General features: G+C 47.4%; 15 protein-coding genes and 3 pseudogenes. 8 read left to right on the forward strand and 10 right to left on the reverse strand.

Annotation, left to right across the window (positions count from 1 at the left end; translation table 11 throughout):
* The first annotated feature begins 91 nt into the window (after positions 1-91).
* The 5 genes and pseudogenes from AB5Y73_RS07315 to AB5Y73_RS07335 form a co-directional block, all read left to right on the forward strand.
* Complete coding sequence (locus AB5Y73_RS07315) at positions 92-1489, forward strand: DUF5906 domain-containing protein (protein WP_107682151.1); 1398 nt, start codon at positions 92-94, stop codon at positions 1487-1489.
* An 854-nt stretch (positions 1490-2343) separates the two neighbouring features.
* Positions 2344-3384, forward strand: a complete 1041-nt coding sequence (locus tag AB5Y73_RS07320; RefSeq protein WP_235655488.1) for a plasmid recombination protein — start codon at positions 2344-2346, stop codon at positions 3382-3384.
* A 381-nt stretch (positions 3385-3765) separates the two neighbouring features.
* Positions 3766-4491 (forward strand): hypothetical protein, encoded by a 726-nt coding sequence (locus tag AB5Y73_RS07325; protein ID WP_107682152.1) that lies wholly within the window; start codon positions 3766-3768, stop codon positions 4489-4491.
* Complete coding sequence (locus tag AB5Y73_RS07330) at positions 4479-6206, forward strand: hypothetical protein (protein ID WP_107682153.1); 1728 nt, start codon at positions 4479-4481, stop codon at positions 6204-6206. Before AB5Y73_RS07325 ends, AB5Y73_RS07330 begins: the two co-directional genes overlap by 13 nt.
* A 49-nt stretch (positions 6207-6255) precedes the next feature.
* Positions 6256-6363 (forward strand): annotated as a pseudogene (locus tag AB5Y73_RS07335) (IS1595 family transposase); the annotation flags it as partial.
* 98 nt (positions 6364-6461) lie between these two features.
* Here the strand turns inward: AB5Y73_RS07335 and AB5Y73_RS07340 are convergent.
* From AB5Y73_RS07340 to AB5Y73_RS07350, 3 genes are all read right to left on the reverse strand, one after another.
* On the reverse strand, positions 6462-7010 hold the full coding sequence (locus AB5Y73_RS07340; protein WP_146163473.1) for a hypothetical protein: 549 nt from the start codon (positions 7008-7010) through the stop codon (positions 6462-6464).
* A 131-nt stretch (positions 7011-7141) separates the two neighbouring features.
* Entirely contained in the window at positions 7142-7915 is a 774-nt protein-coding gene (locus tag AB5Y73_RS07345) for a hypothetical protein (protein ID WP_107682154.1), read from the reverse strand.
* A gap of 3 nt (positions 7916-7918) precedes the next feature.
* A complete protein-coding gene (locus AB5Y73_RS07350; protein ID WP_162895370.1) occupies positions 7919-8389 on the reverse strand; it encodes a DUF2846 domain-containing protein in 471 nt (156 codons plus the stop codon).
* Positions 8390-9146: 757 nt separating this feature from the next.
* On the opposite strand from AB5Y73_RS07350, the gene AB5Y73_RS07355 reads away from it, so the two are divergent.
* The gene (locus AB5Y73_RS07355; protein ID WP_234829673.1) at positions 9147-9311 is read left to right on the forward strand and encodes an Arm DNA-binding domain-containing protein; all 165 of its coding nucleotides are present in this window, start codon (positions 9147-9149) and stop codon (positions 9309-9311) included.
* 56 nt (positions 9312-9367) lie between these two features.
* Here the strand turns inward: AB5Y73_RS07355 and AB5Y73_RS07360 are convergent.
* Positions 9368-10267, reverse strand: a pseudogene (locus AB5Y73_RS07360) (IS3 family transposase); the annotation flags it as partial.
* Between the two features lie 61 nt (positions 10268-10328).
* Between AB5Y73_RS07360 and AB5Y73_RS07365 the strand changes: the two are divergent.
* Positions 10329-11477, forward strand: coding sequence for an IS110 family transposase (locus tag AB5Y73_RS07365; protein WP_234829672.1), 1149 nt, complete (start codon positions 10329-10331; stop codon positions 11475-11477).
* 135 nt (positions 11478-11612) lie between these two features.
* Here AB5Y73_RS07365 and AB5Y73_RS07370 read toward each other — a convergent pair.
* From AB5Y73_RS07370 to AB5Y73_RS07390, 5 genes and pseudogenes are all read right to left on the reverse strand, one after another.
* Positions 11613-11873 (reverse strand): annotated as a pseudogene (locus AB5Y73_RS07370) (transposase); the annotation flags it as partial.
* A 118-nt stretch (positions 11874-11991) separates the two neighbouring features.
* Complete coding sequence (locus AB5Y73_RS07375; protein ID WP_005337420.1) at positions 11992-12168, reverse strand: DUF3606 domain-containing protein; 177 nt, start codon at positions 12166-12168, stop codon at positions 11992-11994.
* Positions 12169-12422: 254 nt separating this feature from the next.
* Positions 12423-13154, reverse strand: coding sequence for a UDP-2,3-diacylglucosamine diphosphatase (gene lpxH / locus AB5Y73_RS07380; RefSeq protein ID WP_107682156.1), 732 nt, complete (start codon positions 13152-13154; stop codon positions 12423-12425).
* Positions 13151-13948, reverse strand: coding sequence for a DUF4269 domain-containing protein (locus AB5Y73_RS07385; RefSeq protein WP_107682157.1), 798 nt, complete (start codon positions 13946-13948; stop codon positions 13151-13153). Before AB5Y73_RS07385 ends, lpxH begins: the two co-directional genes overlap by 4 nt.
* Positions 13938-14435: a peptidylprolyl isomerase gene (locus AB5Y73_RS07390; RefSeq protein WP_005337417.1), complete on the reverse strand. Its 498-nt coding sequence runs from the start codon at positions 14433-14435 to the stop codon at positions 13938-13940. The genes AB5Y73_RS07385 and AB5Y73_RS07390 overlap by 11 nt, the downstream gene beginning before the upstream one ends.
* A 212-nt stretch (positions 14436-14647) precedes the next feature.
* Between AB5Y73_RS07390 and cysS the strand changes: the two genes are divergently transcribed.
* Positions 14648-16024 (forward strand): cysteine--tRNA ligase, encoded by a 1377-nt coding sequence (gene cysS, locus AB5Y73_RS07395; protein ID WP_041208491.1) that lies wholly within the window; start codon positions 14648-14650, stop codon positions 16022-16024.
* A gap of 608 nt (positions 16025-16632) precedes the next feature.
* Here cysS and AB5Y73_RS07400 read toward each other — a convergent pair.
* Positions 16633-19614 (reverse strand): DEAD/DEAH box helicase, encoded by a 2982-nt coding sequence (locus AB5Y73_RS07400; RefSeq protein WP_368147419.1) that lies wholly within the window; start codon positions 19612-19614, stop codon positions 16633-16635.
* Positions 19615-20367 lie beyond the last annotated feature (753 nt).

Genomic DNA, 20367 nt, shown 5'->3' on the forward strand with positions numbered 1-20367 from the left:
ATTTTCACTTTGTAATCTTTGTTCTATACAGTACTTTTATTTAATATTTTAGCGCTACATACGGTGGTATTATAATTACGAGGAAATTAATATGTCTGAAAAATACGGTAGGGTTGATGATCGCCGACAAAGTGAGGCTACGATTATAGATCTAAAGTCAACCAATCAACAGGCAAGGATTTTGAGCGAGCATTTGGGGTCAGTAAAAGTAGATCTGTTATCTTCATATGTGTATCGCTATACAGGGAGTTTTTGGGAGTATATGAGCGATGCTAGGTTACGCAGGGAGTTAGCGGGGATATTTGAAAGAAACCATCTGAGCTTTAGTAGTTCAAAGTTGGAGATGGTTGTTCATACTATGAAAGATATTATTCCTGAGATTCCTGTATCCGATGATGAGTTGATAGGTTTTTCTAATGGTGTCTATGATATGGCAACTAACCAGTTTCGTACTCATGATCCGGATGATGGGCTGCTCGCTCATAATGGAATAATCTATACAGCAGCTAACTCAGCGGAATCAATTCAGGTTCATGCTCCAAATTTTTTCAAATGGCTGAGTTATGCTGCTGAAGGATGTATGGATAAGATGGATCGGATTACAGCAGCATTATTTATGGTATTGACCCATCGTTATGATTGGCAATTATTTCTTGAGGTGACAGGCTCGGGCGGAAGTGGTAAATCAATCATGGCAAACCTTTGTGCGTTGCTTGTCGGTAGCCGAAATATTGGTAGTAGCTCAATGAGGCTTTTGGATAGTGATTTTGGATTGGAAGGTTTATGGGATAAGCGACTAATATTGTTACCCGATCAGCCTAAATACATAGGCGATGGTGCTATTCTGAAAGCAATCACTGGCGGAGATGCTGTAGCTATCAACAGAAAGGGTAAGCCAATGTTTAGTGCCAAGGTGCGTGCTGTTGTACTGGTAACAAATAATGCTCCTATGGAAATGACTGAAAGAAATGGTGGGATAGCAAGACGTAGGGTTATATTCAGCTTCAATAATGTCGTTACTGATGAGGATTCGCAAATTGAAAGTAAAATTTCTAATGAACTTCCGGTCATTATCCGATACCTCTTGTCTCAGTATCCAGAGCCCATGAAAGCCAAAAGGCAGCTGCTGGCACAGAGGGGTTCAATGGATGCGATTGTAGTTAAGCGGGAGGCGGACCCACTTTTTGATTTGTGTACTATGGTGGAATTTATGCCAAAAGCCAACGGGTTGCGAATGGGTGGTAAGACGGATATCAAAAGAGAGCCACACAAATTCTTTTACCATCTTTATTTGTCTTACATGCATTACCATGGGATTGATAATACACTTTCAGTTAATGCGGTCAGTCGGGCATTGAAACAGATAGCAAAGGAACTAGGCAGTGAGTATCGAGTCAGGAGCAGCAACGGTACTGTCACTAATATTGTGCTGACCAAGAGGGGTGATGAATTTTTGCTTGGAGCTACTGACTATATGGAGAGTGAGTAGGCTAATTTACCGGCGCTGATGTTCCATGTGCGATATGATGTTACAACAATAAAAGCTTCCAATACTTCCGGTTTTTTGAAAAGCCTATAGTGCAAGGCTTAGACATATATAGACATTAACTACAATGCATCCAAAATGGAAGTAATATTAAAAGGTTTAATAATAGTATTGTTGGTCGGTTGTTTTATGATAATCGTCATTGAGTGAAATAGAAGTTTTTTCAGTAGGTATTCTGTATTTTTTATATGTTGAGTGGAAATATTTGAATTTATAGTGTCCCAGAAATTTTACTACTTGCAACCGAAACAAGGAGCATGAATGAAATTTATAAATATTTTTACTGTATTCCTTTTTATTTGTGGTCTGGTTATATTTTAATGGTAAATCTTATGGTTCAGATATACATCATCAAAATTCATGTTTTATTTTTTTTCCCCGCAGGGCCGACGCTTATGTTGATTGATGCCGAAGGTCTCAATCACATAAGCATAGTCGGTCACTTGGTGTATGTATTTTGATGTGATGGAATATCTCAACTAATACGAGTGCGAGTGTCACGTTACTTTGGGGGTTATATGGCAGGATATCAATTTGCGCATTTGGATGGCTATGGCAGAAGGGGAGGGAAATCGAAAGCTGGGCGTGTTATGTCAGCACAAGATATTGCTGATGAAGCTGAAAGAAAACCCGGTGCACATGACCATGTTAGTGAGCCGAGGATGCCCGTGCAACACTTTGGAGTAACACCATCTGAAGCAGTAAAGCTTGCCCACTAGTGGGCTGCTAAGGCAAAAGATCCAAAGGGAAGAAAGGTTAGAATTGATGGGCTATGTCTAGCCGCGGGCGTGGTTAGTGTGCCTGATAATTTTCCGCATGATAAGTGGCCGGAATATCGGGATGAAATAATTAAACATCTGCAAAAAAAGTATGGTGAAAGATTAAAATCTGTAGTTGAGCATCTTGATGAAAAATACCCACATATACACTTTTATCTTGTCCCCCTATCAGATGAGTCTTTCGGTTCAGTACATCCAGGGGTTGCTGCAGCACGCGCGTCAGCTGCTCGTGGGGAGCGAAAGGGAATGCAAAATAGTGCTTATAAGAAAGCGATGATTGCATGGCAAGAGGATATCTATACGGTCTCACAGAGTTTTGGCTTGGCTCGTATTGGACCACGCCGTCGTAGGTTGTCTAGAGATGAGTGGAAGGCTGAACAGCGAGCCCTGTCTGCCCATGCAGCACTCAATATATCTGATAAACCAATAGGGTTGAGCATGGGAAGGATCAAACAGATTATTGCCAAGCAAGTCGTGGAACACCGAGCTGGATTGTTGGGTAAGGGACGGGCACTTTACACTGAAGAACAGTTAATTAAGGTAGCCAGAGAAGCAGCATTATATGGTGCTCAACATGTTAAAATGCAGAGACTTGATGTATTAGGTGCCGTGATCCTGCACTCGTCCAAGATCGAGGCGGCAGAAGCAAGACTTATTAAGTTAGCAGAAGAGGAGGTGACATTAGGGATTCGAATTGCAGAAGCGAATGATAAAGTCAAAGCTGTTGATAAAGAGGCTCTAGAGCGCATGCGTATGGCACTATTAAAAGCTGAGCAGGCTGAGGATATGGCACAACAAGCTGAAAGCTGGACCAAACTGACAGTTATTGAGATGGAAAAAAGGATGAAAATGGTGCTATCTCCCATTCTGGCTACGCTAGCAGCTATCATCCATGATCCTAATGTAGTAGAAGCCCAGCTGGAAGCTGATGCTGCAATTAGTGCTTTGGAGGAGCTAAGGCCGCTTGCTCTCGAGATTCAAAGGGCGTTGCACCCTGTGGCGAAAGCAGCTAATAAAACAAATAAAGTTAAGCATGCCTTAGGACTTGAGCCTGACTAGTAGGGTGAAGCCTTTTTTGTTGACGTTTCTTATCTTTTGTGGATTTGTAGTGGTCTAATCATCCCGTACACCATTTTAGGTGGTACAGTCGCCACCATGACCTGAGGTGTTCAATGTCCATTTTAGTTGGCCACTACAATTGCAGCAATAGCCAACAGAATTAATGATTCCATACGGCGCTAATTTGGTCATCGCCTTCTTCTCTCTATTCTCCAGCTTTGGTAAGCTAATGTGCAGTAACATGATGTTAAAATCATGATTTAGGCACTCCCTTTTCTTACCTAAACTCGAATCCAAGCACCTAGGTTCGCGGGATATGTCTGATCATCTTGGGTCAACAACCCCCTTCGTCTTGGTGCTTGTAGTTTGAGGAAAGAACTCGTGAATAAAGCGGTTTTAATGGGCATAGTGGTTGTGAGTCTACTGACTGGCTGTTCGACACAAGGAAGTGGCGTCCTACCCATAATCGGCCCTCTAGCCAGTCTGGGTACCTATGAAACTTTGTGGACGTTTCCGACCACCGTGGGTGGTTACTATGATTCCAAAGTTCGCCGCAATCGTATGGACGATACCTACGACATGACCTTTTATGGTTCCCTGATTGGTATTCCCATCCATGGCATGACAGGATTTACCTCCCTCGACAGCTGGCCAACTTCTCGCCAGGGCGGGGTCGTCATTGTGCGAGGGGCTACGGTCTCCTGTAAAACCGCACAATGGCTTATCAGTTACCAGCCGGACGGTATGTCCATCAAACACTTTCCAGAGTGTGAACCTTATACCGCCAATAGGCAATCGGGGGACGGTAAGTACATCATGTTCGAAGATCCAACCCATGAGAGTGACTCGCTGTTTGCTTACGATATTCACAAAGACCAATTAGGTCAGTACGAATACGAACAGCCGCCAGTGAAGAAGACTTCGACACAGACCTCCACCTCACCGCAGAGTCGCGTTGCCGCTGGCAAGCCCAGCGCATCGAAAGCCAAAGCGGCGATCCCATCTCCACCCAAGATCACCAGCGTTAAGGAGTATAAGACCGGTTCAATCCAGATCCAGCAGGTGCCAGCCGATAAGGGACAAAAGGCTGTCACATGGGAGAAGTAAAACTACGATTTGCACATCTGGTATCCACGAAACTATTTTGGATGACGGTGATCTACCTTGTCTGCGAGCTTGCCTTTAGTGCTGATTTGCTAGCCCTGTGCAGCCGTGAAGCCACGATCGAAGAGATCGATGCGCTAGAAGATATTGGAAGATTGCTGACTGGTACCGCCATCTCACTGCTGTTTATCGGTCTGTTCATCGACAAGCAGAGTATTCACCCCCTTCTTCGCGCTGTCTATTCGTTGATACTGATCGCAGGCTTTACTTGGCTCAACCATCAGGCTCAAGACGCCTTTATCGACCACCGCATCGCCTCTGAATTTCACAGTGCCGAAGCACGAAAGGGGGCTTTCCTGCTAACCATGGCAGGCCGTAGCCTCTCTAATGGTACCTTGAACATCCGTAGTATTCACACACCCGATGTTCTAGAACACAAACCATCATTGATGGCGTTCGTGGCCATATTCCCGTCCTTGGCATTCAACTACCCCAACGTTCAGTCCGAGATGAATAGTCTGCTGAAAAAGGCTATCGCCATTAACGTGATGAAACCCTGTGAGGACATGAAGCATCGAGATGGGTGCATGGGTTCACCGGCACAGTTCAATAATGAGATCTGGCCAGAGGTTATAAAAGAAGTAGAACGTCGGTATGCCGACTACACCAATGGATTTAATGAAACAATTAAACGTACTAGTCCAAGTAGCTTACAGTCTACTGCGGACAATGCTTGGGTTCGTTATGTCAAAAAGCTGCGTGGCAAAGGGGTCACTCCTGATCGTGTTCCTTCACGCCGGTTTGGCATGGTCAGGATTGAGGTTCGCAAAATGGGTGTGCCGGTTCCGGATGACTGGCACCCTGCAGATCGCCAAACCTTCAACGCCATCGTGCGTCAGAAAACCTATAGCAATACTTGGAAAGCCTTAGGTAACAAAGTTGGCACCAGCAATCCGACCAAATACATGAGTATTCAGGCCTTTATGCTGACAGCGAAAGTTCAGCAGTCCGTGCAGAAAAAATTGGGCGCACCAAAGGGTCGCCAGATCCCTCTTGTCACCCGTTTTGACGACATCAAGCGCCTAGTTTACCTTCCTATTGCTAACCAGGCCATTAGCAAGCTTCATGCGGAGGTCGACTCTGCAGCAACGCGTTTTGTCGGAGACGGGCCGCTTGTTGAAAAGGCCGACTCCGCCGTCAAAACACTGGTCGTTGTACCATTGGCCTTGCTAATGTCGCTACTCGGTGGTTTTGGCCATATGATCAAGATTACCACCCTGCTCCTACGCTGCCTCCTGCGTAAAGAAAGTTCTGCCAGGACATTCAAGGCTGTGCTGGGTGCAATCGTCTTCGTCGGCGGAGGTATATTCTTCCTATACCAGGTTGCCAACCCGCTTGTCGAGACAAAGGCATATCAAACGTTCTCTCTGGCGACCGCCATTTACAGTGGCAACACCTTTGCCATGGGGCTGGAGTTCATCATCAGGTTGCAGGAGTTTGCCTACCCCATCAATGCGATAATCTTGACATACAAAAACGTGATCGTACCGACTCTGTGTTTCTTGGCGCTCTTCTGTTTTTGTTACTTCAACGATAATCGACTACTGATGATGCGCTCTGATGCGGAAACCAGAGCGATAGAAAAAAAACGTGCTCGTGTGGCACGGCAACAAAGGCGGACTGATGGAGGGAGCGATTTGCCCATGACACAGCGTTGAAGGGATGTGGATGAACAGGTTATCACTGTTTCAGTTAGTTTAATTGAACTACATCCAGACTCTAAATAACTACGTGAGTCGTTGGCGGAAATGGATGGCAAAATTTCACGGGGTGGGCACTGCTTACTTGGAAAGCTACTTGGCTTGGTTTCGAGTCGTAAGTTGTGGCTACTTAATAAAGCATAATATTAATGAAAGAGGGGTAAGCATGAATGTGAAGTTGCATCAATCTTACCTCTCCATGAGTCCACTTTATTAACGATGTTTACTTAATATAACACCTAGATAGCCTGATTTGAGATCGTCTTCACCCATTAGGAATATAGTTATATCTCTATGCCCATCAGTAAATGTTGCAGAGTATGAGCCACAGTTAACATCAGCCACACATTCAAAAAATGAATTGTTGCGAGTGGCTGTTTCAGTCAGTTCTGGTTTTATACCTAGATTGCTATAAACTTTGTTTTTTAATACATCATAGTCATCTATGGCTTTTTTTAACGATGCTGGAGAACTATCCAAGTATGAACTTATATGAATATGAATTGAATTCAGTTGTTTTTTGTGGAAAACGTACTGATATCTTTTTTTATAATCTAGAAATGAAAGTGCACTTGTTTTCGGTATGCCATTGTAATATCTCGCGTCAAAAACTGATGGTCCCTCTGGTTTGAAATTATAATTTTTATTTTGTACTGATGCCAGACTCTCACCAATATGAAATCCGATAATGTCTTTTTCACTAGCAATTACTTGGCTTATAGATTGAATAAAGAAGATAAAAAACAAAAAATATCTATTCATGATTATATGCATTAATCTTGGTGTTTGAGGGGGGCAGTCTGCATTTGTGTTGATAATCAACTAAACTCGCTGCACAGTTATTTAATTTTATTTGAATGCCATACTAACACTGGCATTAATAGATGTTTGTATTAGTTGTGTTGACGAATATAGTCACTAACAAATTCATCCAATGCATGGCAATGTGATGTCATGTCATCAGTTTCAGCAGATGACCCGATATAGGCGCCATAGTAAAAGCCAAAGAATGCAGGCAGAACAAGCCACCAATGTAGGCCTGGGCCATAAAAAAGCACTTTAAAGAAGCTCTCATTTATAAACCAGCTTGAAAAATCTTCCTGAAATACTTGAAGCCAAGCACTACACATATAGGTGGCTGAAATAAACCAAATAATGGATGTTTGTACGCGAGTTCGGAAAATTAAATTCCTTAATGTTATAAAAAATAATATTGGGCAAAAAATGGGCAGCATCATTATAGTGCTAAATATAACATCGTTTTTTGATTTTTCACCAATGGTATTTTTAATTGAAGTCTCGTTATATTCTCCATTAGCGTCACTGATCTCACCTGTATTAATATTAACGATGCGCTCTATATTGTTTGTATTGTGGTTTTTAAAAAATACAAGTGAGTGACCAGGGAGCACACCCAAAGTATAATTTTCGCATGTGAACTTAGTTTCTTTTTGTGTTTCTGGATCACGAAGCCATATGTCCTGAGATACATGATGAGTTACAGTAGATGATATGTTTTGTTGGCCTGCCGCGCCCCCGCTACTTTCGACTTTTGTGGAGCTGTATTTGTGAGTGTTTTCATTCAATACAATAAACTCTTCAATCTCATAGGTATCAGATATGTTCATATAAAAATCACCAATTTTTTGACGAATGAAAGGCATCATGTATCAGATGCTGGGCACTGACATTTCAGAGTTCTTGATGGACTCTTGGGCATCTTCGATATCTTTTGGCTCGGTCTTCATTTCAAAGTCAGCTTGGCCCCAGATCAGACCGAAGCGGGTATAATGGCGAACATAGTAGATCTTTCCATTTTCAGTTTCGATATCTATCTTATTGTTTCCAAACTCGCTGTTGGTTTCCAGATGCACAGTCTTTCCAGCATCAATCTTGAGCAGGTAAAAGTGCAGATTTTCTGATTCACCCAAAGGATTTCCATCGAGAAACAAATCGATGTTAATACGGCGACCAAGCCAGCCATCTCGGTAAATATAGACGTGGGCTTTTCCTTCAGCAGGAGGTGAGAAACTTTTGGCTTCATTGACGACAGCCTCATCGGTGACGGTTGGCACTGAGGAGCAGCCACCAAGCATCATGGCGCAGAGCGCCAAGAAGATCATTACAAACGTATTACGCATTTGTTTACCCATTGTGCTGAAAGTTTATTGATGTTTTTGATTATTATTTTGTTGAACATCTGATACTGATGTTTCTTTTGCTACATGATTGTCTGTGAGCGCTATGACATTTTCAATAGGGTCTTTGAGTTTTTTTATAACTATTCGATGGTTAATTGTTTCGCACCTAATAATTAGAAAAAGTCCTTTTATATTAATTGCTTACGTATCCGTACTTTATCGTGGAGGTAATGTGATTTTTGTCACATTATATGTTTGTCAAGACATGTGACTGGCGAAAGATGGAGAGAGCTTGATGCTCTCGTGCGTTGTCAGATGGGCTTTAAAATCCGATCTATCAGGCGTAAACTAGGAGTAACGTGCCCAAAAAAAGCGTGAAATCAGGCATTTCATGTAAACTTGAAGTCCTTATAAATCAATCATATAAATTTTACGTCAACTCACTATTGGCTTTTAAAATCCCTCGACGTTCGCGTCGTGCCGGTTCGATTCCGGCCTCGGCACCAAACTATAGTTTCATACAGTCTCAAGACATACCATAAACCCGCATAGCCAAAGGCTTTGCGGGTTTTTTGTTGTCTCTCGTCGTATCATAAGGCCCCTCATGACATCCCCCTGAGTTGGGGGGTACATGTTTCCACTGGGATAAAAAGTACCCCCACATGCCCGCAATCCCGCGCCATTCCTGGCCTGTGAGGTGGAGGCTTATACCCCTAGCGTCTGTCATGTACCCCTAATTGAACCGGGAGATACCCCCATGCCGCTATCTGATACCGCAGCTCGACAAGCCAAGTTCACTGGTGAGCAGCAGAAGCTGTCTGATGAAAAGGGACTCTTTTTACTTATAACTTCATCGGGGAAGTACTGGCGCCTCAAGTTCCGCTTTGGTGTAAAGGAGAAGGTCTTGGCGCTAGGTGTTTGAGGGTTAAGAGAGAGGAAGCACGAAGGCTGCTGGCTGATGGCATCGATCTGTAGTGGTCAACTAAATCCGGACACTTGGTTAGGCCGAACCTCGGCTTTTGCTGGCGGTATCCCGTCATTGTGTTGATGTGGACGCCGCCAGTTGTAGTAATCCATCAGGTAATAACTGATATCCCGCTTTGCCTCCCGTACGCTCATGTATTCCGTTGCAGGGAGCCACTCTGACTTCAGGCTTCTGAACAACCGTTCCATCGGGGCTTTATCCCAGCAGTTGCCACGCCGACTCATGCTCTGGGTCATGCGATAGCGCCACAGTCGTTGCCGAAATGCCCGGCTGCCGTATTGACTACCCTGGTCGGAGTGAAATAGCACACCAGATGGGCAACCCCGCTGCTGATAGGCCATCTCCAGTGCTTTGATTGCCAATTCTGCATCAGGTTTATCAGATATCGCCCAGCCCACGACCCGCCGGGTGTGCAGGTCAAGAACCGCTGCCAGGTAATACCAGCGACCACCGGCCCAGACGTAGGTGATATCGCCACACCACACCTGATTGGGTTGCTGGACATCAAATTCTCGGGCCAGCAGATTGGGAATATCCGGTCGTTCAGACCGTGCCACCTTGTAACGGTGTGCGCCCGGCTGTTTGGATACCAGCCCGGCCTCCTTCATCAGGTTACGTACTTTGAATCGGCCAATCTGATACCCCAACTCTCGCATCATCGACATCAAGGCGCGGCTGCCCGCTGAGTTCCGGCTTTCTTTGAACAAACGGCGCAACTCAGAGCGCTGCTGCATACGTTCACGGTTAATCGTCCGCCTGCGAGCCAGATAATCGTAAAAACAGGAGGTGGGAACATCGAAGGCGCAGCAGACCAGAGTGATGAGGGCTTGCTCCCTTAATCGGTCTATCAGCGCGTACGTGTGAACTCGTCCGCCATCAAGAGAGCAGTAGCCTAATGGGATGGTCTGCTCCATCCACCCCGCTATGCTGGAGTCAGCATCAAGGAGGCTCATCATGACTCAAGCGCAGATTTACATTTACTGGATCGATTTAGGCAAAAATTGGTTTCACCTGGTGGCGATGGATCGCATGGGGCATGTATTGACCAAGCAAAAGCTCACGCGTTCACAACTGAAACAGTTCATTAGCACGACCCCACCCTGTCGGGTCGCCTTCGAGGCATGTCCTGGTTCGCAATACTGGGGGCGCCTGTTTCAACAGGCGGGGTTCGAACCCAAGATTATCCCTGCCCAATTTGTGAAGCCCTACCTCAAATCAAACAAGAATGACTTCAACGATGCTACCGCCATTGCCGAGGCTGGTAGCAGAGGCACTATGCGCTGTGTCCCGTTGAAATCTCATGAGCAACTGGCATTACAGGCGACTCATCGCGTCCGTCAGCGTTTCATCGTCGAACGTACCGCTACTGTCAATCAGATGCGAGCGTTGCTGCTGGAATATGGGCTCACCGTGCCAGTCGGCAGAAAAGTCTTCGAGCGCTCTCTGCCGACGATCCTTGAAGATGCCGAGAATGGCTTGCCTGACTTTATCCGTGCCCTGGTATTACGCCTGAGAGAACGGTGGCAACAGCTGGATATTCAGATTGATGACATGAGCCTCATGCTCGGACAAGCCTCAAGCGCATCAGGTTTGTGCCAAAAAATCAGTACCGTCCCCGGCATTGGACCGATTGTCCAAACCGCGTTGATTGCAACGATTGGCAATGGATCACAATTCAAGAAAGCCCGCGACCTGTCAGCCTGGTTGGGGCTGGTCCCCAGGCAATACTCAACGGGCGGCAAATCTTCGCTCGGCGGGATCAGGAAGCGTGGCAATAGCTATTTAAGGCAAATGGTTATTCAAGGCGCCAAAGCGCTAAAAATTCACATGAAGCGTGACAAATCATCGTTAGGCGAATGGGTCGCCAGGCTGGAGGTCGGCCATCACCACCATGTGGTCCTTATCGCCCTGGCCAACAAGATAATGCGAATTTGCTGGAAAGTGCTGACATCCGGCATGGATTACCAACCGTATCCCAACACAAGTTCAGCCGTCTACCTGATAGAACTCATACCCGGTTTTGCGAGCCAAAAACAGATGACAGAAGCGTTCACCCCACGACGTTGCAGCCTGGCTAAAAAAGCAGTCTCTCATGACTGGTAGCTTTATTAGGACGACGACGTGCGGATCCCATCAAGGCCAGAGCCGGAAAACGGCTCACAGACAGGCCGGATACATTGACGCAAACGACTTCTGGAAATCAGTTCACGCTTGCAGATAAGGAGCAGACCATACATTTTTTAGAATGTCCTTTTCACGTTCGAGACGATTGATACGGGCTTCCAGCGCCTGAATTTTCTGCTGCTCCGGAGTCAATGCTTTGCCGATTGGGGTTGTGCCAGTTCGTCCGGATTGCAGTTGCTGAACCCAGCGGCGAAGTACGGTTTCACCGACATCCAGTGAACGGCTGGCTTCAGGGACAGAATATCCCTGGTCGAGCACCAGGGATGCGGCTTCGAGTTTGAATTCGGCAGTAAATGAGCGATGTAATCTTGTCATTGAACACCTCAGGTCATGGTGGTGACTGTACTACCTAAAATGGTGTCCGGGATGATTAGACCACTACAACATGAGAAGAGCCCGCAAGCGGGGCCGGGTCTGTGACGGGGTGGAGCCCTCACTTCTTGAGGTATTTTCTGATCGCCTTGCCTGAGGTGCCGACTGCCTTGACCGCCCGTTTCAGCTGGACTTCGGTGCACTCGAACATTTTGATCCACTGCTTCATCTCATAGGGATCGTTGACATTGATCTTCTTGGCATCGAACGGGTGAGCGACCGCATTGCTGTCAGGCATATAAACCTCAACTTGTTGAAATAGTTGGCGAGAAAAATGTTTCTGCCTGAGCGCCATCATCCTCTCAATTGGCAAGGAGCAAGGTGACGGAGTTCACACAACCCGGGGCCTGAAGGAGGAGTGCAGGTTTGCTTTGCTGATCTGTGAGCGATCACCACTTATTCGCTCGCGCCTGATGGGCAGTGAACCGGATGGCGCGAACGATGGGGAGTGATGGGGGCCGGCGCTTGGTGGTCAACCGTACTGGCGGGCTATCAAGCCTCTGCCAGCGCCCGCATTTCCAGCCGCTGCTCGCCGGGGCGGCAGATCAGCACCGAGCCCTGCTCGAACCAGTCTCCCAGCACGATGCGGCGGGCGGGGTGACCATCGAGGGTGAAGTCGTGGATGGCGGGTCTGTGGGTGTGGCCGTGGATCATCATCAGGCAGTCGTGGGCGCGCAGGGTGTCGTCCACTGCCGCGGGCGTTACATCCATGATGATCTGGCTCTTGTGGGCATTTTCCATCTGGCTTTGGCCGCGCATCTTGCAGGCGATGGCCTGACGGCGGGCGAGCGGCAGCCGCAAAAAGAGCCAGCGCAGCCACTTGAGCTGGGTGATGCGACGAAACTTCTGATACCCCTCATCCAGGGTGCAGAGCAGATCGCCGTGGCTGAGCACTACCCGCTCCCCATAGAGCTCGATAACGCAAGGATCCCCCAGCAATGTCATCCCCGCGCGCTTGGCAAACTGTTGCCCCAGCAGAAAGTCGCGGTTGCCGTGGATAAAGTAGATGGGCACGTTCTGCTGGCTCAGGGCCAAAAAGGCGTCGGCCATCTGTTGATGGAGCGGATTGGGGTCATCATCGCCAATCCAGAATTCGAAGAGATCCCCCAGCACATAGAGGGCATCGGCGCCGGGGGCGTCGTGCTCGAGAAAGCGCACCAGTGCCGCGGTCATATCGGGCCGCTGGGCAGAGAGGTGAATGTCACTGATAAAGAGGGTGCTCATGATGTGGGGATCGGGCTCTCGGTCGAAACAGGGCAAACAGGGGTGGCAGAGGTAGTAGAAACAACTGGGGACGAATCGCGCGCAGCGGGCGCCATCGCGCCAGTTGAGGTATGGATATCGTCACGGGATGGCGGCTGCCATGCTAGCTCGGCCAGATTGCATCCCTCCAGCGTCAGCAGCGCTTCATAAGGATCGCCCGCCAGACCCAGCAACCGGCACATGGCCGCTTCCCCTTTCAATCCCTCTTCAAGGCGCAGGCGCAGCACTTCGCGGTAGAAGGCATCACCAAACCGCTCGAGCAACGCGGCCATCAGGGTGAGGTGGCGCCAGCCATTCAGCGTCTCGATGGGGGCGGCGGTGACGTACAGCTCCACTGGCCAGCTGGCCTCGCTCTTGTCGCAACTGCTATCGACACTGTGCTGGTCGAGGCAGGCAAAGATGCGCTCCAGCAACCAGATATTGTCGCCCTTGGCGCTCGCCTGCCAGCCTTGCTCTGCAAAAATAGCGGCAAACTCGGCGGGATCTGGATGCTGGCAGAGGATATCGAGATCGCTGCCGGGCCGATCGAGGCCGATGGCGAGCGTGCTCACCAGCGCCATATCGCTGCACTGCGCGGCCAGCTCATCCCACAAACCGGCGGTGAGCAGGGCATGGGCCGAGCGCTGGCGCGGGTTGCCGTGGGCCAGATAGTCGAGGCGGCGCCAGTTCGGACTGGCAGTGGGGGAGGCAGATGGAAAAACTGCGGCCGGGGCCGCAGTTTTGTCAGTGCCGAGTCGGCAGAGATCAGTCAGCAAGGGTCACCTTGGTGATCACCACGTCTTCTACCGGCACGTCCTGGTGGATGCGGCCGTAGTTACCGGTCTTGACGCCCTTGATCTTGTTGACCACGTCCATACCGGCGGTCACTTCACCGAATACGCAGTAGCCGAAACCCTGGGTGGTAGCGGATTTGAAGTCGAGGAAGTCGTTGTTGTTCACGTTGATGAAGAACTGGGCGCTGGCAGAGTGCGGCTCCATGGTGCGGGCCATGGCGATGGTGCCGATCTTGTTGGACAGACCATTGGCCGCTTCGTTCTTGATGGGGGCGCGGGTGTCTTTCTCTTCAAAGCCCGGGGCATAGCCGCCGCCCTGGATCATGAAGCCGTCGATAACGCGGTGGAAAATGGTGTTGTCGTAGTGACCGTCACGGCAGTATTGCAGGAAGTTGGCCACGGTTTCCGGGGCTTTTTCAGCATTCAGGGTGAGGGTGATGTCGCCGTGATTGGTGTGCAGAGTGACCATGATATGTCCTTTCATTTGATGCGGGCGACGAAGTGCCCGCAGGTGTATGGCATAAAGTGGTGGCAATTCTAGCCCATCAGGGGCTGGCGGCATAGTCTCTCAGGCGCCGTAACCGTGCTGGCAGGCGGGATTGGCCCGCTTTTCTGCCTCGTTTTCTGCCCCTGAACGGGGTATTATGACCAACCATTTTACTCACAGGCAGTGGTTAGAAGATGCTGAAGATATACAACACACTCACTCGTCAAAAAGAAGAATTCAAACCTATCCACCCGGGCAAGGTGGGCATGTATGTGTGTGGTGTCACCATCTACGATCACTGTCATATCGGCCACGGCCGCACCTTCGTCGCCTTTGATGTGGTGGCTCGTTACCTGCGTTACGCCGGTTACGACCTCACCTACGTGCGCAACATCACCGACGTGGATGACAAGATCATCAAGCGTGCCGCTGAAACCCAAGTGACCTGCGACGAGCTGACCGAGCGTCTGATTGGCGACATGCACGCCGACTTCGACGCCCTTGGCATGGTGCGCCCGGATATCGAACCGCGCGCCACCCAGCACATCGAAGAGATCATCGAGCTGGTGCAATCCCTGCTGGAAAAAGAGCACGCCTACGTGGCGGATAACGGCGATGTGATGTTTATCGTCGAATCCTACGCCGACTACGGCAAGCTCTCCGGGCAGGATCTGGAGCAGCTGCAAGCCGGTGCCCGCGTTGATGTGGTGGATGCCAAGCGCAACCCCCTCGACTTCGTGTTGTGGAAGATGTCGAAGCCGGGCGAGCCGACCTGGGAAAGCCCCTGGGGCCCGGGCCGTCCTGGCTGGCACATCGAGTGCTCCGCCATGAACTCCAAGCACCTTGGCAACCACTTCGACATCCACGGCGGCGGCTCCGATCTGCAGTTCCCGCACCACGAGAACGAGATCGCCCAGTCCTGCTGCGCCCACGGTGGCGACTACGTCAACACCTGGATGCACAGCGGCATGGTGATGGTGGATAAAGAGAAGATGTCCAAATCCCTTGGCAACTTCTTCACCATCCGCGATGTGCTGGCCCACTACGACGCCGAAACCGTCCGTTACTTCCTGATGTCTGGCCACTACCGCAGCCAGCTCAACTACTCGGAAGATAACCTCAAGCAAGCCCGCGCCGCGCTGGAGCGCATGTACACCGCCCTGCGCGATCTGCCGGTTGCCGCTGCTGCCGGTGGCGACGAGCAGGTGGCCCGCTTCAAGGAAGCGATGGACGATGATTTCAACACCCCGGAAGCCTACTCCGCCCTGTTCGATCTGGTGCGCGAGATCAACCGCCAGAAGGGTGAAGACATGGCCGTTGCCGCCGCGCTGGGCGCCCGTCTGCGCGAGCTGGGCGCCGTGCTCGGCATCCTGCAGCAAGACCCCGAGGCTTTCCTCAAGGGTGATGAAGCGGACGAAGAGGTTGCCGAAATCGAGCGCCTGATCGCAGAGCGCAATCAGGCCCGTGCCGACAAGAACTGGGCTGCTGCCGATGCCGCCCGCAACCGTCTCACCGAGATGGGTATCGTGCTGGAAGACAGCGCCGGCAAGACCAGCTGGCGCCGTGCGTAAGGGCAGTGGGCCTTGTTGGCGTCTGGAGCCAACAGGTTAAGCCAATAAAAAACCGCAGCCCTAGGGCTGCGGTTTTTGTTTGTGTCTCTTCCCTCGACACCTCTTAAGCCTCTGCGATCTGCTTAAGCCTCGGTGGCCTGCGCTCTGATCCCCTCTCCCCTTGTGGGAGAGGGTTAGGGTGAGGGGGGCTAACGTCATTCCTGGGCGGAATGCCGTCCAACGTATAGGACGAAGCGCTGCAGACGGCACTTTGGCCTACGCCATCCATGGCTTCGGCCAAAGCCCGCTTCGAACATCCTTGTTCTCGCGCCAAATCGGGGGCGAGCAGTGCTCACCCTGATCCGATTTGGCCCCTATGCCGGTTGCGGCTGCGCCATCATCCCTGATGGCGCTCCTGACCCGTTGAACTCGACTCGGCGGTTTACAGGGGGAACCAATACCGTGTCTGCCTGTAGGGCTATCACCCTGTAGTTTGTATTTATTGTTTTACGAAGTGCTCGTTGCTTAATTCTAGTTAATTTGAAAATAATAAAAATTTCACGAAATAACTAGGGGTAGGTAAAGCCACTGTACTAGTCGTGGATTTCTAATTGCGTGATTGAGAAAAGTTATTTGCTTGTAATAACTCTAAGTTTAATACCACTTACCTCATCGATATAAGAAGATGTTGCTCCCAATATCGACAACTGATCATCGGACACTTCAGCTTTTGAGATTGCTGGTTGAACAATGGTGATACCGCATTTGAAAGTGGCATATCTGGCAATTCTTGCTAGCGTATATAGATTTTTTAAATTGCCTTTTTCTATTCTTGATGCTTTCTTGTTTTTTAATCTTAGTTTTTCACGTGATATTAATCTAAGAATTAATTCTTCTTTATTTCCAAACCATTTTATACTTTTTGCCGCTTGGCCGGCCACTTGATAAACATCATCAACTCTTGCACCCGGCTTTGCCACCCCATTGCTTTTAGTACAATATTTACAGTGATATATATCTATCGTTAGCTCTGTATCATCAGTGTTTTTTATAGCAACGATATCGGCAACTTCTCCAGCACCATCATCATCAAAAACAAAATCGTACTTATTTATTATCTTTTTAATTGTGTGGTACTGGATGGAGTTTTCTATCTTGCTTGGAGTCTGAGATTCAATAGATATATCAATGCCTGACCAATCCCAGTCTTCAATATTGTTTTTGCTATATGGGTAGGCATATTGTTCATTAGAATAATATCTAAGTCCGCCATCTATTATCGATGTGTCAGACATAAATATAACAGGTGGATAGGAATTAAAGTACTCAGTAAGTTTAATTTCATTTTCATTGATTTTTATGGAGAGCTCATCTTGAGAGCTAAAAACGACCTCTCCCTTACTATGAATATGTGCACTTATGAAGCTTTCATTGTGTTCTGTTTTTAGTTTTATCTCGAATCCTTTATTGTCATCAATGAACTTTGAGAAAAGTAACTCACATAGCATCAGGCTACCTTCCCATGTTGTAGTTTTGATATTAATTTTTAGTTCGTCTTTTCGAAGTAACTCAGTGGGCCATTCTACGGATAAGGGCTGAAGTTTCGGATACTTATCTATTTCTTCAGCCTGCATCGCCGTTTTCATGACTTGGTTGGTATCTATAGAATCATCCAGTATTTTACTGCCGATATTATTGCACCATGTTATCCACTTATCTAGAGAGTCACTATCCATTGCCCATATTTTCCCCTTATAAGAGCAGCCAATACTAACAGGCGCTCCATTTTCATATCCCTTGCCAAAAATATTTGATTTTATAGCTCGATTCGCCTCAATGTCAGGTATTTGTTCGTTTACTTCTGTACCGGTATGCATTGAATAGCGTAACCCTCTTTTATTTTTATTCAGACCAACATTTTGAAGTTTTAGTCTCTTTAATCCCGCAAGTGCCCTGAATACACATTCACCTTGAACTTGTGATGCATTTTTAGCGATTAAATCAACTAGGCGTTTTACTAACCCATCTTTTGCAGATGAGTGAACATAAAGCAGTCCTTGTGCTTTATTGTAATATGCAATGTATAAATCCCATGATTCATCAAAAAATTCTTTTGAGCTTGTCCAAGCAACTGGAATGTATGCTTTAACTGAAAACATAAGGAGGTTTTTTTCATCATTAATACTTGACTCGACCACCTGAAAATATTTATTTCCAAAATCAACAATCCTATTTGGTGTCCATTTAACCAAGCTCATCTTATATATTGTGGAGCTAATGGTTGGAGTTATACCTAAATCTAGAAGTTTTCCTGGGTTTGAAAATTCTGATTTTAAATCTTGATAAGACCTTTCATCTTGTATTTTTCTTGAACTGATATTGCTTATGATGGAATTCCAGTCTGAATTTTCCCTATAAAGTTTTTCCAAACAACTATTCATGTTAGAGTTTGCTATGTTAGCAACAAACTTTGCATCGCCTACGTCTTGTGTTGTTCTAGTAAATCTACCAGTGAATTGCAGAGTTATATTTATACTTTTATGTGGATCGTGTAAAGCAGATATTTTTAGTTGAGGAAGATCAAAACCCTCACCTAACATATCTACACAAATTATTATTTTATGTTTTCCAGCTTTAATGGATTCTAAAACAGCTTTCTTTTTTTTAGTTTTGCTGTTTATTACTACAGGGCAAAGATCGGTCTCCTTTGAGTATATTTTAAATAATTTTTCAGATCTTTCGATTGTGCTAGTCCTTGCCATCATTATATGGTTGAGATTAGATTTTAAATCATCTCTGAGCAATGACACTGCCTTCTTTGCAATTTCCAAATCTGAATTTTCATCAATAAACTCACAAATAGGATGGAATTCTATTGGTTTAAAATAACCATCTTGTTGAGCTTTTTTTAACGAGTAATTAAAAATTATCTTACCGCCGATTTTAGTTCGGTCAGTTCTGAAGGGGGTCGCTGTGAACTGAAGTACATGTTTTTCATTAAAGTAGTTTTTTATCTTTGACCAAGTCATAGCGGTGATGTGATGGGCTTCATCGACAATCAGATTAGAGCACTTATTAGTTAGATCAGATAAACATTCTTCAGAGAATAGAGAGAGTGAGGCTGCTGAAGCTACAATAACATTTGCCTGTAATAGGGTATCTAGCTCATTTTTATTCTTAACACCGTGCTTTATTGTGGCAACAATCGGGTTGTGTGTTTCATCATTTATTAGTTTGAACTTTCTGAGTAGTTCTAACTGTAGGAATTTATTTCTTATCTGTTCACGTAAAGCATCTGAAGGCACAATCACTAATGTTTTTCTGAACTTTCCGGCAATTACAATAGATAGAATTGTTTCAGTTTTCCCCGTTCCTGTTGGCATTACTATTGTTGCCGCGTGCCTTTCCTCTGATTTCGTAAAACCAAGTGCAGAGAATATACCACCTATTTGTGGTGGGCGTAGGCCAAGAACATCATCATGCTCCTCTATAAAGTTGAATGAATTATTTTCCCATGAAGTAAGTACATCTTCATGAGAATATATAATATCTTTTAGCGGGTGATAACTTAATGTGCTCTTACCTACAGTTGTTACACGTAGTGAAGTCATATTTCCTCCTATTGACTGAGAGCATTTTCCTAGGCGATAAATACTGAGAGTTAAATAAGTGGGTGTTTTGATACTAAATAACTGATCCCAATAGTGCTACACCTTCGCTGTGTCATAGGGCTGTAGGTTCGATTAGCGAAGCGTAATCGGACGTTCGAGAAATAAGGTGTTATTACGGTGCAATACGCACTGTCAGGCCTTCAATATAAAACCGTTCCCCGATAGATATCTGCGACATTTGCAGCTCTGACACCATGATTTTTCACCTATGCAACCATATCGATAGAGCCTGTTGCATAAGTGCGACAATCTAATCTCGTAATAGAGTGGGCGAGGGGCGGATCAGAGATAACAACCCTCCCGATCATTGCCCCGAATAGATAGGGGGCTGTTAACTTGCCTCGGGGCGGCGGGCTGTGTGTTGCCCCCTGTTGTTCGCCGAGGTGAGGGCACAAGGTCAGGAGCGCCGTCATGGACGACGACGCAGACGCAGGCGGTACAGGGATGTACCGTCTGCGTCGTTCCGCCAACCTTTTGCCTGAACCGAGGGAACCCGCCGTAGGAGGGCGAACAAGTGGGGGTGGCCTTTCTTTTGGTGACTTTTCTTTGGCCACGCAAAGAAAAGTCACTCGCCAAGCCGCGCAGCGGCGGCGAAACCCCGTCGAGGACGGAGTCCTCGTGTCCTGCATGGCGAAGCCATGCCAATACCTTGTTGCAGGGCAAAGGCGTTACCGACCCCTCACCCTAGCCCTC

Origin of the sequence: Aeromonas sp. s7(2024), assembly GCF_040907825.1 — a bacterium.
Lineage (GTDB): Bacteria > Pseudomonadota > Gammaproteobacteria > Enterobacterales > Aeromonadaceae > Aeromonas > Aeromonas veronii.

Bases quoted from the DNA above. Each gene is read 5' to 3' on its own strand.
- AB5Y73_RS07345 (WP_107682154.1), bottom strand. From the start codon at position 7,915: ATGATGCCTTTCATTCGTCAAAAAATTGGTGATTTTTATATGAACATA.
- AB5Y73_RS07390 (WP_005337417.1), bottom strand. From the start codon at position 14,435: ATGGTCACTCTGCACACCAATCACGGCGACATCACCCTCACCCTGAAT.
- cysS (WP_041208491.1), top strand. From the start codon at position 14,648: ATGCTGAAGATATACAACACACTCACTCGTCAAAAAGAAGAATTCAAA.
- AB5Y73_RS07340 (WP_146163473.1), bottom strand. From the start codon at position 7,010: ATGAATAGATATTTTTTGTTTTTTATCTTCTTTATTCAATCTATAAGC.
- lpxH (WP_107682156.1), bottom strand. From the start codon at position 13,154: ATGAGCACCCTCTTTATCAGTGACATTCACCTCTCTGCCCAGCGGCCC.
- AB5Y73_RS07355 (WP_234829673.1), top strand. From the start codon at position 9,147: ATGCCGCTATCTGATACCGCAGCTCGACAAGCCAAGTTCACTGGTGAG.
- AB5Y73_RS07400 (WP_368147419.1), bottom strand. From the start codon at position 19,614: ATGACTTCACTACGTGTAACAACTGTAGGTAAGAGCACATTAAGTTAT.
- AB5Y73_RS07315 (WP_107682151.1), top strand. From the start codon at position 92: ATGTCTGAAAAATACGGTAGGGTTGATGATCGCCGACAAAGTGAGGCT.
- AB5Y73_RS07330 (WP_107682153.1), top strand. From the start codon at position 4,479: ATGGGAGAAGTAAAACTACGATTTGCACATCTGGTATCCACGAAACTA.
- AB5Y73_RS07375 (WP_005337420.1), bottom strand. From the start codon at position 12,168: ATGCCTGACAGCAATGCGGTCGCTCACCCGTTCGATGCCAAGAAGATC.
- AB5Y73_RS07350 (WP_162895370.1), bottom strand. From the start codon at position 8,389: ATGCGTAATACGTTTGTAATGATCTTCTTGGCGCTCTGCGCCATGATG.
- AB5Y73_RS07365 (WP_234829672.1), top strand. From the start codon at position 10,329: ATGACTCAAGCGCAGATTTACATTTACTGGATCGATTTAGGCAAAAAT.